The organism is Zavarzinella formosa DSM 19928 (genome assembly GCF_000255705.1).
Classification (GTDB): Bacteria; Planctomycetota; Planctomycetia; order Gemmatales; family Gemmataceae; genus Zavarzinella; species Zavarzinella formosa.
Window position 1 is genome coordinate 67310 of record NZ_JH636453.1, and the last position, 15368, is coordinate 82677.

A 15368-nucleotide genomic window follows, 5' to 3' on the forward strand; every position below is an offset into this window, starting at 1 on the left:
CGCTGGCCATCGGTTCGCTGGCCATTGTTCCGGCCTCGGGCGGTCACGGAACCACCTTGTTCGTCGGCACCGGCGACGGGGCGCACGACTCCGACAGCCTGACCGGCGTCGGCCTCTATCGCATCACGGACGCCGAGACCGACACCCCGACCGTCAGCGGGCCGTTTAATCTGGACGCCTCCGGCAAGGACGTCCTCACCGGCCGGGCCATCTCCAAGGTGCTGGTCAACCCGGATGATCCGAACATGGTGTTCGTTTCCACGACCTCGGCGACCGCCGGCATCGGCGGGGCCTATGTCTCCGCCGGCCCGGATCGCGGGGTTTATCGATGCGACAACGCCTTCGATGCCAATCCGGTCTTCACCAAGTTGAACGTCGTCCCCGGCTCGCCGGACACCCGCATCACGGACATGGCGCTGGAACCGGGCAACCCGGCTCATTTGCTCGTCGCCGTTCAGGGCTTCAACACCTACGGCAACGGCGGCCTCTATCGCTCCCTCGACGCCACCGATCCGGCCCCGACGTTCTCCAAGCAACTGGCGCTGGACGACGGCGTGAACACCCGGCTGGCCATCGTCAACGTCGGCGGCACGGTCACGGCCTATGCCGCCACCACCGAACAAGGCGGCCGCCTGCGAAAATCAACCGACGGCGGCGCGTCCTGGACGACCTTCCTGCCGGCCGCCGACGGTTTCGCCGGAACCGGCAATCCTTCGGACATCGCCCTCGCCGTTGATCCGTCGGACGCTGGCGTGATTTACCTCGGCGGGCCAAATCACTCCGGCCAGACCGGCGGGATCGGCTTGCTGAAGAAATCCACGGACGGCGGCGCCACCTTCGCGGATGCCGACGGTCAATTGCGGCCGCACACCCATGTGGTGACGCTGGCGCCGTCGGATTCCTCGGTGATTTACACTGGCAACGACGGCGGCGTCTGGCGGTCGGACAACGCGGCGGCCGACTGGACGAGCCTCAATTCCAGTTCGCTCAACATCGCCTCGTTCCAGAGCGTCGCCCTGTCCCCGACCGATCCGAATGTGTTGATCGCCGGGGCCGGAACCGGCGGAACGCTGCTGCGGCAGGCGGACGGTTCTTGGGTCCAGTCCGACGGCGGCTACGGCGGCGACACGCTGATCACGGCCGACGGCACGACCTTCTACCACACTTATTTCAATCAATCGAACCAGTTGATTGCCCTCGCCAAGAGTCCGGCCACGCCGACCGGCCCGGCGAGTTGGACGGCCTACGGCGCCGGTTCGCTGACCGGCGAAAACGGCCCCGGTTCCGGGACCGCCGTTTCGGACGGGCTGAACCTTGCCAACGCGACCAACGGAAATTCGCCGCTGGCCTACGGTCCCGGCCCCAAGCCGTCGCTGTACTTCGGAACCGACCGGCTGTACCAATCCGTCGACGGCGGCAAGACCATGAAGGTTGTCAGCCAGGGTCCGCTGGCCAAGGACGCGCTGGGGCGGGCCATCCCCGTCAGCAGCATCGCCATCGCGGCGACGAACGACAAAATTCGCCTCGTCGGCCTCGGGCAAGATTCGGTTGGAAACGTCGGCCGGGTGTTTGCCACCGTCACCGGCTCGGCCGTCTTGAAGGACATCACCAAGAACCTGCCTCCGGCCCGCGTCAACCAGGTGGTGATCGATCCGGCCAATCCCAACGTGGCTTATGTCGTCCTTGGCGGCTCGGGATTGACCCCCGGCCGGTATGTGTGGCGCACCACGAATTTGAAGGACCTGACCGCCGCCGCCCCGAAGACCGACAGCCTGTGGCAGCCGGTCGGCGCGGGGCTGCCGGACGGCCCGGTGAACGCTTTCCTCGTTGATCCGGCCGATTCCAACAGCCTCTTCGCGGGCACGGAAACCGGCGTGTTCCACTCGGCCGACGGCGGCCTGACCTGGGCCGCCTATGGAACCGGGATGCCGCAAACAGAGGTGACGGATCTGGCCTTCCAAAGCGCCAGCCGTCTGCTGGCCGTCGCCACGCGGGGCCGGGGCTTGTTCGAGACGACCGTCCCCGCCCCGGCCGCCCCGCAAATCACCACCGCGAACTCGGCGTTGTTCCCGGCCGGGCAAGCCGGGACGTTTGATGTCACGGTGACAGGACCGGCGCCGGTCACGCTGACCATCACCGGCAAATTGCCCGCCGGAGTGACGTTCCACGACAACGGCCAGGGACACGGGCAATTCACCGGCAAGCCGGCGGCGAGCGCGGCCAAAGACTATCCGCTGACCATCACCGCCCACACCCCGCAAGGGAATCTGACGCAAAGCTTCCTGCTGACGGTGACGCAACCGCTGAAGATCGTCACGGCGGCGACAACAACTTTTTCGGCCGGCAAAACCGGCTCGTTCCTAATTCGCACCAGCGGATTTCCGGTCGCCGCCCTGAGCGTTCAGGGAACGCTTCCCGCCGGGATGACCTTCACCGACAACGGCAAGGGCATGGCGACCCTCTCCGGCAAACCGGCCGCCGGGACCGCCGGAAGCTATGCCGTCACGATCACGGCGACCAACCGCCTGCACGAAACGGTTTCCCAGTCGTTCACATTCACCGTCACGGAAAAAGTTTCGATCTCCAGCCCGGCGGCAGCCCGGTTTGCCACCGGCGCGGCGGGCCGCTTCACCATCACGACCAAGGGCTATCCGGCCGTCACCCTGAGCCTGACGAACACGCTCCCCGCCGGGATGACCTTCACCGACAACGGGGACGGCACGGCCACCATCGCCGGAACGCCCTCGTTCGGCGGGCCGGCCTCGTTTGATGCGAAAGTGACCGCGAAGAATTCAGGCGGTTCCGTCACCCAAGTCATTCATGCGACGGTTGACCCGCCGTTGTTGGTGACGGGGCCGTTGAGCGGCCGGTTTGGCATCGGCTCCGCGAATTCGGTGACCATCGGCACCCTTGGCGGGGCGAATTCCATCCTGTCTGAAACCGGAGCCCTGCCGGCCGGCGTGACATTTGTCGATCACCACGACGGCACGGCCGCCATCACCGGAACCCCGGCGGCGGGCACGGCTGGAACGTATCCATTGACGATCACGGCCGACAAGGGCAACGGCCTCACGGCGACCGGCCAGTTCACGGTGATCGTCGGGTCGCCGCCGGTGTTCACCAGCGTCGATCACGCCACGTTCACCGTCGGGCAATCGGGAAGCGTTCAAATTGCCGCGACCGGGACACCCGCTCCCTTGCTGAGCATGGGCTTCGCTGACATGCCGGCGGGTGTGTCGTTCGACCCCGCCACCGGCTTGCTGAGCGGCACGCCCGGAGTTGGAACCGGAGCCAGGTCTTACCAAATTAATTTTTACGCAATCAACGACGTTGGCGCCGACATCTTGCAGACATTCACGCTGTTCATTCACCAACCGTTGCAGTTCACATCCGTCGATCACGCGACGTTCATCGCGGAAAACGACGGTTTCATAGGCTTCTCGGCCATTGCGGACACGAGTGCGACGATCTCGCTCGTCTCGGGCATCCTGCCGGCCGGGGTGACGTTCACGGAGGAAGGCGGTTACATCAACGGAATCCCCGAACCGGGGACCGAGGGCGATTATCCGATCACATTGAACGCCCACACGGATGCCGACGGGGATATTTCCCAGTCGTTCGTCCTGCATGTCAAGACCATCGGGTTCACCACCGCCGACCAGGGCGACTTCCAAACCGGCCAGGATGGCTTGTTCCTTCTGACGGCCCAAGGGCCGCCGTCGGCGTCAATCGTTTTGTCCGTCGATCCTTCCGGCGACGCCCTTCCGGCGGGTGTCACGCTGACGGACAACGGGGGCGGCAGTGGATATTTGTCCGGCACGCCGGACGACGGAACCGGCGGCGTGTACCACGTGGTGCTTCGAGCCACAAGCGACGCCTTCACGGGCATGCAAACCGTCACCTTGGTCGTGGGTCAACTGCCGTCGTTCACGAGCCTCGATCACGCGACGTTTGCGTCAAACACCGGCAACACATTTCAAATCACCACCACCGGATTCCCGGACGCCGAGTTGACGCTGGCCAACGGTGACCCATTGCCGGCCGGCCTGACCTTCACGGACAACGGAAACGGCACGGCCACCCTCGCGGGCACGCCGGCGGCCGGAACGGCTGGCGCTTACCACTTATCTCTCCGGGCCAAGAACCGGACCTTCTTCTACGGAGAGCGCAATGCCTACCAAGATTTCACGCTCACCATTTCCTGATGTTCGCGGACGGAAGATGAGAACGAAGAACAATTTTTTCGTGATTGCAGTTCGATGGCGGTCTGGTCAAATCGACGAAATCAAATGAAAGGATGTTGAAATGGTTTGGAACGGGTGAAGATTGCGATTCTGACAGACATTACCGTTGCTTAAGGAGATTACTTTGCGCAAAATCTCCTCCGCACTTGCAAAACTCGAAACGCCCGAAGTCCGCAAACTCACAACACGGTAACACCATGCCCCAGCGCCCTGCACGCTCCAAAGCCCCCTCGCGCCTTTTTGAAGCCTTTTTAAGCAAGCTGAACCAATGGATGCGGGAATCCTCCGTTTCCACCCGGCCCGGCGCCAAACTGGAGTTGCATTCCTTGGAGGGCCGGTTGGTCCCGTCCTCGACGGGCATCCCTTCATCCGGTCCCGCAATCACCGAAGACCATCGTGTCACTGACGCCGGTCAGGACAACCGGCACGACATCACCACCGAAGACGCCGGCACAGCCCCCGCCGATGAGAGCCTTCCGACCGCGCAAAAATTCCGCGCGCCGGAAAGCATGATGTCGACGCTTGATGAAACCTCGTTGCCCGTGGCCACGATTTCGGCCGCCGTCACAACCACCGTGGAAGGCACGGGAGACGATCTTTTGGTTGAGTTCGTTTTCACTGGAATTGGTGACGGCGAAGAAGGCCGTGTCGTCTTTCCAGATTTTACAATCAGCGGGACGGCCACGGAAAATGAAGATTACATATGGGGGATCGACTCGGAAGATTTCGATCTGTTCGGGAACAAAACAGTCACGTTTCGTTTGAATCCGATGGATGCCGACAGTAGAAGCTCGGCCTTTGAGGACCCGAAAACCGTCATCATCACCCTGACCGATTCGTCGGGCACTTACACACTGGGAGACCCTTCGGAAGTCACCCTGACAATCCTGGACCATGATGCGAACTCCGCCCCGACGGCGGTGAGCCTCGACAACAGTTCCGTCCCCGAGAACGCCGGGGCCAACGCGACCGTCGGCACGCTGAGTTCCACCGATCCCGACACGGGCAACACGTTCACCTATTCGCTGGTGAGCGGCACGGGCGACACGGACAATGGCTCGTTCAGCATCAGCGGCGACCAGCTTGTCACCTCGCCCAGCTTCGATTACGAGACCAAGAACAGTTACAGCGTCCGGGTGCGAACCACCGACCAGGGGGGATTGTACACCGAACAGGCGTTCACAATCTCCGTGACCGATATCAACGAAGACACCTCCGTGTCGCTGAGCGGAACGGGATCGTCGACCTATGGCGACTCGGTGACGTTTACCGCGACTGTCACGCCCCTGACCCACGGCCCGGCGGGACCGAACGGGACGGTCACCTTCAAAGACGGCTCGACAACGCTGGGAACCGGCACCCTCAGCGGCGGGGTGGCGACCTTCTCGACCTCCGCCCTGGGGGCCGGAAGCCATTCGATCACCGCCGTGTACGGCGGAGGAACGGGCTATAACGGCAGCACGTCATCGACCGGAACCCAGACGGTGTCCAAGGCCCACCTGACCGTGACGGCCGCCAACAAAACCAAGGTGTACGGCGACGCCAACCCCGCGCTGACGACCACGATCACGGGCTTCAAAAACGGCGAGACACTGGCGACCAGCGGCGTCACCGGCGCGGCCGGGGCCTCGACCTCCGCCACGACCGCCAGCCATGTCGGGGATTACACGATCACCGCCTCGGCCGGTTCGCTTGCCGCCGCCAATTACGACTTCCCCACGCTGGCCGACGGCTTGCTCACGGTGAGCAAGGCCGCTCTGACCATCACGGCCGACGACAAGACCAAGGTCTACGGGGCGAGCCTGCCGACGCTGACCGCCAGCTACGGCGGCTTCGTCAACGGCGACACCTCGGCCAGCCTGTCTTCCTCGCCCTCGCTGACGACCACGGCCACCTCTGGCAGCTCCGTCGCGGGCGGCCCCTATTCGATCACGGCCAGCGGGGCGGCCAGTTCCGACTACACCATCAGCTATGTTTCCGGTTCGCTGACCGTGACGAAGGTGTCGCTGACCGTCACCGCCGCCGACAAATCGAAGGCCTACGGGGCAAGCGTTCCCTCGCTGACCTACACAGCCAGCGGGTTTGTGAACGGCGATGACGCCGGCGACCTGAGCGGCTCGCTGTCAACGACCGCCGCCTTGGGCAGCCATGTCGGCTCGTATCCGATCACCCAAGGCAGCTTGGGAAGCGGCAACTACACGATCTCCTTCACCGCGGGCACGCTGACGGTGACGAAGGTCGCGCTGACCGTGACGGCCGACGACCAGTCCAAGATTTATGGCGACGACCTGCCCGAACTGACCTATTCGGCCAGCGGCTTCGTCAACGGCGATGATGAAAGCAATCTCACGGGGTCGTTGTCCACGACCGCCACTTTGGCCAGCGACGTGGGTTCGTATTCGATCACCCAGGGCAGCTTGGGAAGCGGCAACTACACGATCACCTTCACTGGGGCGACGCTCGACGTGACGGCGGCCGAACTGACGGTCACCGCCAACAACCGGAACAAAGTGTATGGCGATTCGCTCCCGTCGCTGACGTATTCCACGAGCGGGCTGGTCAACGGGGACACGGCCGGCGGAGTCCTGACCGGATCGCTGGCGACCGACGCCACGTCGGCCAGCGATGTCGGCTCGTATTCGATCACCCAGGGAACCCTGGCCGCCGGGTCCAACTACACCCTCACGTTCAACGGCGCCACCCTGAGCGTCACCCCCGCCACCCTGAGCGTCACGGCGGACCACCAGACCAAGGTGTATGGCGATGACCTGCCCGAACTGACGTATTCGGCCAGCGGCTTTGTCAACGGCGACGATGAAAGCGTGCTCTCGGGGGCCCTGGCGACCGACGCCACGTCGGCCAGTGATGTCGGTTCCTACTCGATCACTCAGGGAACCCTGTCGGCCGGATCCAATTACACCATCTCGTACCATTCTTCGACATTGAGTGTGACGGCGGCCACGCTGACGGTCACGGCCGACGATCAGGATAAGGTTTACGGCGACGCCGTTCCCTCGCTGACCTACTCGGCCAGCGGCTTTGTCAACGGAGATCCCTCCAGTGTTCTGACGGGAGCGCCGGCGACGACCGCGACCTTGACCAGCCATGTCGGCACGTATTCGATCACCCAGGGAACACTGTCGGCCGGCTCCAACTATTCGATCTCGTACACCGCCGGCACGCTGACTGTGAAGACGGCCCCGGTGACGGTGACGGCCAGCACGCCGGATGCCTACGAGGCGGGCACGCAGGCGGGAACATTCACGTTCAGCCGGGCAACACCGTCGGCCGCCAACGGCGCGGCGGTGGTCATCTCTTACAGCCTGTCCGGAACAGCCGGTTCCGGCGACTATTCCAACGCCACCTCCGGTTCGGTGACGATTCCGGCGAACCAGACGTCCGTCACCCTGAACCTCAACCCGACAAATGACAATGTCATGGAGCCCGCCGAAACCGTCGTGCTGACGATCACCAGCGTCAGCAACACGGATTACTCCGCAAGCGGCTCGGCGACCGTCACCATCCACGACGACGACCAGACGATCTCCGTCTCCAAGCTTCAGGACGGGGCCGAACCCGGCACGCCTGGGATATTCCGGTTTGCCCGCGCGGGCGACCTGACGGTCCCGACGACGGTGAATGTCGACGTCAGCGGCACGGCCACGGCCGGGGACGACTATGTCGCCCTCGGGAAAATCGTGGATTTTGGCATCGGAGTTTCCCAGGTCGATGTCTTTGTGAACGTGACGGACGACGATCTCATTGAGGGCACGGAAACCGTCATTGTCTCGCTCGCCGCCCCGACGGACACTCATTACCTCCTTGCCAGCGGCTCTGCCTCCCAGGCGACGGTGGCGATCCTGGACGACGACGCCCCGCCCCCCAAGCCCGATGATGACTGCGGCTGCTCGAACACGGGCAATCAAACCACCACCTCGGCGAACACCGGCACGTCGGGCTCCGGCAACGAGTCGTCCGACGGCGTCGTCTACGCCACCGGCGCAATCAGCGTGAGCAATTCGGATCTGTCCTCCGTCGGTTTCGGCCAGGAATGGGGCGTGTCTCGCTCCTACGCCAACATCCCCGGCTACGCCCAGGCCAGTTACGCCGCCAACAACTCGGTGATCGGCCAGAACACCTATCTGATCACCGATCCGACAGGAATCATCGTGGCCGCCGAGGACGGCAAGACCTCGCAATATTTCGATCCCTCCGGCGGCTCGTTCGTCCCGCGATTTTTCACCCAGGACACCCTGACCCATGATTCGGACGCGGGCGAATACACGCTGACGACCGCCGACGGCAAGAAACTGGTTTACAACGACTTCGATTCCTCCCGGCCCGGCGCCCAGAAGGGCCAGTTGAAGTCCGTCACCGACTCGCAGGGGAACACCACGGCCGTGACAGCCTACGAGACAGGGGGACAGCCGCAGGAGGTGCAGCGCAGCTCGGCCGCCGGCGGGGTCACCACCATCGAATCGTACCTGTATTCCTATGTCGACTCGGGGACCAACGCCGGGAAGATCGAGTCGATCACCCTGCGGCGGAAAGTGGATTCGGGCTCGTGGGCCACGGTGCGGACCGCCGAATATGCCTACTACGACACGGGCAGTTCGCTCGGAACGCCGGGCGACCTGAAGTCCGAGGTGACCAAGGACGCGGACGGCCAGGCCCTCGACCAAAGTTACTCCCGCTATTACACCGCCGACTCGGCCACCGGATTTGCCGGCGGCCTGAAATACACCGTCTCCGGCGACGCCTACGACCGGCTGACGGCCGCCTACCCCGACCCGGACACGGCGACCGACGCCGAACTGGCGCCGTTCGCCACCCATTACTTCGAGTACGACAACGTCCGCCGAGTCACCAAGCACACGGAGTCGGGCACCGGCTGCTCCACCTGCGCGGACGGGCTGGGCACGACGACCTATTCCTACGCCACCAGCCCGTTTGAGAACGGCTTCAACAACTGGCGGACCAAGACCGTCGAGACGTTGGCCGACGGGACCGTCAACACCGTCTACAGCAACTTCGCCGGCGAGACGATGTTGACGGTGACCCAGCCGGCCGGGAGCGAGGACCAATGGCTGACCTATCAGCGCTATGACGAAAGCGGCCGGCTGATCATGACCGCCCAGCCCTCGGCCGTCAGCGGGTTCGACGACTCTTATGCCGACCTGCTGCACGACGATGCCGGCAACTACGAGTTCCTGCGGGACGGCGAGGGGCTGATCTCGACGACGACCTACGGCGCCAGCACGACGGCCACTTCCTCCACGGCCGGGAACGTCGAGGGGTATCAACACCAGACCTTCCTGCAACGCGGCGAAAGCGGTGATCTGGTCCTGCAAAACACCACGCAATACTTCAGCCGCACCGCCGGGGATGTCACCGTTTATCCGGTGGCCGCCATGACGCAATACCGCAATGACGACGGCACCGGCGCCCAAACGACCACCTATGCCTACACGTACTTCTCAGGGACGATCCAGCCGGAATCGGTGACGACGACCCGCCCGACGGTGACCTCCGCCGAGAACGGTCCGGACACCGCCGAGAGCGACGTGGCGGTGATGGACGACCGCGGCCGGGTGACCTGGACCAAGGACGCGGGCGGGTTCATCAGTTACACGGAATACGACGACGCGACCGGCGGGATGGTCAAGACCATCCGGGACGTGGACACCACCCAGACCGGCACGTTCGCCAATCTCCCCGCCGACTGGACCACGCCAACCGGCGGCGGTTTGCAGCAGACGACGACCTACGAACTCGACGACCAGGGCCGGGCCACGAAGGTGACCGACCCGAACGGCCATATCACCTATACCGTCCACAATGACTCCGCCCACGAGACGCGGACCTACCCCGGTTGGGACTCGACGACCAACACCCCGACTGGCCCGACGACCGTGAGCCGCGAGGACCGGGAATACGGTTACACCGAAACCCTGACCATGTCCGCCTCACCGGACGTCAGCGACGGCCGGCCAACGGGAGCCGAGGACATTTCCGATGTCCAAAGCCTGTCGCGGCAGGTCGTCAACGACGCCGGCCAGGTGCTTTATTCGGACCAGTACACCGATCTGACCGGAGTGACCTATTCGCAATCCTCGGTGACGCTTGGGACGGCCGGAACCAACTACCTGCGGACATCCTACGCTTATGACGACGTCGGCCGGCTCCGGAAGACCGTGACCCCCGGCGGGACCATTTCCCGGACGGTGTTCGACGGGCTGGGCCGGACGGCGAGCAGTTGGGTGGGAACGGACGACACGCCGACGACCGGCTACTGGAGTCCGTCCAACACCACCGGGACGAACTTGGTGAAAGTGAGCGAGAACGAATACGACAACGGCGATGTCGGCGACGGCAACGTGACCAAACAAACCCAGATCCCCGGCGGTGGCGAGGCCGACCGGGTGATGACCTATTCCCATGACTGGCGTGATCGAACGGTGGTGACCAAGGCGGGCGTCGAAACCAGCGAAGACACCAGCCTCAACCGGCCGGTCAGCTACGTCGAGTACGACAATCTTGGCGAGGCAGTCGTCAGCGAGCAATACGACGGCGATGGGCTGAGCATTACTACGGATGTCGGCAGCGACGGCGTCCCCGACCGGCCGGATTCGGGCGAACTGCGGGCCAAATCGGTGACGAGCTACGACGAACAAGGCCGCGTGTTCCGGAACGAAAACTACTCGGTGGACCCTTCCTCCGGAACCGTCTCAACCTACTCCTTGCGAACGGATTCCTGGTTCGATTCGCGGGGGAACACGGTCAAATCATCGAGTCCCGGCTCGGCCGTCACCAAAACGGCCTATGACGGATTGGGCCGGCCGACGGTCTCGTATGTCGTCGACAGCGCCGATGACTCGTCCTATGCGGATGCGGCGGACGTGACCGGCGATGCCGTCCTGACGCAAACCGAGATGACCTACGACAACGGTGGCAATGTCCTGCTGACCACCACGCGGGAACGATTCCACGACGAGACGGGAACGGGGGAATTGGGCACGCCGTCAACCGGGAACAAGGCCCGTGTCAGCTATCAGGCGAGCTACTACGACGACGCCGACCGCCTGACAGCCTCCGAGGATGTCGGCACCAACGGCGGCAGTGCGTTCACGCGGCCCGGCGAGCCGGATGACCGCGATGACACCCATCTGATCACCAGTTACGGGTACGACGCGGCCGGCCGGTTGCAGACAACGACCGATCCGATGGGGCTGGTGTCCAAGACGTATTACGACGCCGCCGGACGGACGGTGAAGACCATCGAGAATTACGTGGACGGGACGGTTTCGGACGGTGACGACAAGACGGTCGAATATGTCTATGGCGCCAACGGCCAGATGCAGAAACTCCAGGCCAAACTGACCGGGGGCGGCCAGCAAGAGACGGGGTATGTCTACGGCGTGACCACCGGGCAGGGAAGCACGCTGGACAGCAACGAGATCGCGTACCAAACCCAATACCCCGACGCCACGACGGGGAACGCCAGCGCCGGCGATGTTGAATCGACGACCGTGAACAATCTGGGCCAGACGCTCACCCAGACCGACCGCAACGGGACCAAGCACACCTATGCCTACGACGTGCTGGGCCGGCAAATTTCGGACACGGTGACAACCTTGGGAAGCGGCGTGGACGGCGCGGTGCGGCGGGTGGAGACCAGTTACGACACGCAGGGCAACGTTTATCAGATCACCAGCTACGACGCCGTGACCGGCGGCAATGTGGTGAACCAGATCCAGCGTGCCTACAACGGTCTCGGACAGATGACGACAGAATATCAAGCCACCGCCGGCAGCGTTGACACGGAAACGACGCCGAAGGTGCAGTATGCCTACAGCGAAATGGCGGGCGCGGCCAATCACAGTCGGCTGACGTCGATGACGTATCCGAACGGCCGCGAATTGGATTACAACTATGATCCCGGAGTGGGCAACGACATCAGTCGGCTGACTTTCATCAGTGATGACAATCGGCGATTGGAACAAGAGCAATATCTTGGCCTGAACACTGTCGTTAACCGCATGTCCGGCGCGGGCGTTTACTTGGATGACGTTGTTGTCAAATCCTCGCCGGATGTCAGCCCGGCCAGCGGATATGGAGGCGGAGCCGGAACCCAGTCGGGCGGCGACGGCAGCCTGATTGACTGGACGAATTCGGGGTCTGCGACCGAATCAGACAACGTTTACACCAACGTGAGGCTCTCGGACGGGCAGACAAGCACCTATTTGGATTTTTCCAACTTTAACCTGTCCGTTCCGGAGGGGGCGACAATCACCGGCTACGCGGTCAATGTCGAACGAAAGGTTAACTCGCTGGAAGGCGATGGTACGGTGCGCGACACCGTTGTCCAGCTGATTCAAGACGGCAACCCGATTGGTGACAATTTGGCGAACACTGACGAGGATTGGGCGGAGACGGCCCCGGATGATGACAACGTGGTTTATGGTGGCGATGGTGAGAGTTGGGGCGTGGATTTGACCCCATCGGACGTGAATGACGGCAGCTTTGGAGTACGGATTCAAGTTGCGGGAGCCGGTGATGACATCGACGCCTTGATTGACAGCGTGAGCATCTCCGTCTTCTACGCTGGCGCCGACTTTGTGCCGACGATCGGGGACGCCGGCGACCAATATTTGGGTTTGGATCGATTCGGCCGCTCCGTTCAGCAGTCATGGCTGATGGGGGGGGATAGTTTAATCGATGCGCGGCAATACGGCTACGACCGCGACGGCAACCGGCTGTACATGGACAACACCACCAGCCCCTCAAACAGCGAACTGTATTCGTATGACGGCCTGAACCAGCTTTCGAGTTTCCAGCGAGGCACCCTGGACGAGACGAAAACCGGCCTCGCCGACACGGCCCAGCGGAGCCAGAGCTGGGACTATGACGCGCTGGGCAACTTCGACAGCCAGACGACCGACGGAGTCGGCCAGACCCGGACGGCCAACAAGCAGAATGAAATCACCTCGATCAGCGGGGCGACCACGCCGACCTATGATCTGGACGGCAACCTGACGACCGACGAAACCGGCCGGACGTTCACGTACGACGCCTGGAACCGGCTGGCAACGGTCACGAGTTCCGGCAGTACGTTGCAGGCCACCTACAAATGGGACGGGGCCGGCCGGCGGGTGGAGGAAGTTCGCGGCGGCACGACCACCGATCTATATTACTCGGCTCAATGGCAGGTGTTGGAAGAGCGGGTTGACGGCGCCACAACGACGAGTTACGCTTGGTCGCCGGTGTACGTGGACGCGATGATCGCTCGCGACCGGGACACCAACGCGGACGGCTCGCTGGACGAACGCCTCTACGCGATGCAGGACGCGAATTTCAATGTGATCGGGTTGATGGACACGTCTGGCAATGTGGTCGAGCGATATCAGTATGACCCGTTCGGTGGTTTTAATGTCTTCGCCGGAAGCGGAGAGGCGGTTGGCGACAGCGCATATGCGTGGAACTATCTGTTCCAAGGAGGGCGATGGGATGCCGATGGGGGAGTTTATAGTTTCCGAAACAGGGAGCTTAGTCCAACATTGGGAAGATGGTTGCAGGTGGATCCAGCCTTCTTTAATTCTGGAGACATTAATCTGTACAGAGCCATGGAAGATAATCCAATTCGGCTAATAGATCCTATGGGTCTGACAGGAAAAATCTATGTGTTCTCGTTCGAGGGCGCCGGAGGCAAAGAATTTGGTATTTCAAATCCAATGGATGAGACCGGTGTGGTTGGAAAAACAGTCGTTGATACAATAACAAGCAGAGGAGTTCAGTCTGTCTTTAGCTATAGGAGTTCATTAGGGCCATTTGCCGAAGGTGATATCGAAAAAGTTATTAAAAATGTAAAAGACAAGGAGAATGGATGCCCTTCTATTATATTGATTGGATACAGTTGGGGCGCCATAACTACTGCGAGAGTGGCAAAAAATGTATCAAATGACACCAAATATAAATTCGGATTGGTGTTTACGATTGATCCCGTGCCGCTTGGGCGAAATGACGAGCCAAACGTCTCAAAGGAATTTGGTGCCAAAAAATACGCCAACAATTGGATTAATTATTATCAAACAGAAGACACGCTAAATCTATTTGGTTTCGCTCGAGGTGTTAGCGTAGATGGAGCCACTGATGACGTCCATGTTCCTGCGCGTTTTCTCAGAGCCCAGTTGCCAAACCTTAAAGATGACAAAGGCAATAAATTGGATGCGGGCAAGGCCGGACACACTAGCATAGTGCTTTATCCGCCATTGTTAACATCGTTGAGAGTGGCTGTTGATGGAATGGCCGCCGGCGTGCAGGATGATTAACTTTGCGAACCGATCTTATTGGGATGTTTCAGTCGGAAAGGGAAATGATTGTCCGGACCGAAAGGACTGCTGGCTGTGAGCGTGGCCGTCGCCACGCCCAGTGTCGCGGAGGCGTATGGGATCGAATAATTGGAACCGGGCGACAGGGTCCCTTGGTTGATCGAATAAGATCCGACATGGCTGGCCGACGAAACGGGTTTCGCCAGGGCTTTTCAAGATCGCGTTTTTATCCATCGCCGAACTGACATATCCGTTCGCGGATATGTCAGTTCGGGCATGTCGGTGCCGTAAACTCTGGTCTGATGATCCATCGTGACGGTCATGGAGTTGAAAGGAGGCGAGGCCAGTGCCAGCGAAGTGAATCCGAGGGGATTATCGGGCTCGATGAAGAAGGCACGACATTTGTGTCAGTCAAGACGAACACGCGGCCTCATTCTGGCACTCATCTGGACCGACTCAGCGCAACTTGAGTTCGTGGAGCTAGTTTTGGGGATGCTTCGGATTGCCGGGGTTATAGTGGCGAGGCCCTCCGAGGCACTCAGGTTTGTGCGGCTGCCAAAGCGATGAGCGGCAGGGCGAGCATCCGATTGATTCTCTCGGTAGCGATGGGTAAATGGGAATTGTAAGCATACGCCAGCCGAAGCCGTCACCCGACTGAGGGTCTTATGGATGGTATTTGAACAACTATTCTTCTATAATGACAATTGCGCACATTCGGGCACTTGGGATGGATAGCTTGTGCTAATTCGATTATTAGATAACGAATGGAGCATGGAAATGATTCGTTTTTTTTTTT

Annotated in this window: 3 protein-coding genes; 2 read left to right on the forward strand and 1 reads right to left on the reverse strand. The window is 61.7% G+C overall.

Annotated elements, in window-relative coordinates:
• Together BGIM_RS0144765 and BGIM_RS55975 are read left to right on the forward strand one after the other, a co-directional pair.
• Positions 1-4205: beta strand repeat-containing protein (locus tag BGIM_RS0144765; RefSeq protein WP_193789084.1), on the forward strand; the 4205-nt coding region annotated here is incomplete at its 5' end.
• Between the two features lie 311 nt (positions 4206-4516).
• Positions 4517-14572, forward strand: coding sequence for an MBG domain-containing protein (locus BGIM_RS55975; RefSeq protein ID WP_020476098.1), 10056 nt, complete (start codon positions 4517-4519; stop codon positions 14570-14572).
• Here the strand turns inward: BGIM_RS55975 and BGIM_RS68545 are convergent.
• Positions 14569-14778 carry an MBG domain-containing protein gene (locus tag BGIM_RS68545; RefSeq protein ID WP_390568486.1) on the reverse strand — a complete coding sequence of 70 codons (210 nt, stop codon included), beginning with the start codon at positions 14776-14778 and terminating at the stop codon, positions 14569-14571. The two genes, BGIM_RS55975 and BGIM_RS68545, sit on opposite strands and share 4 nt — an antisense overlap.
• Positions 14779-15368 lie beyond the last annotated feature (590 nt).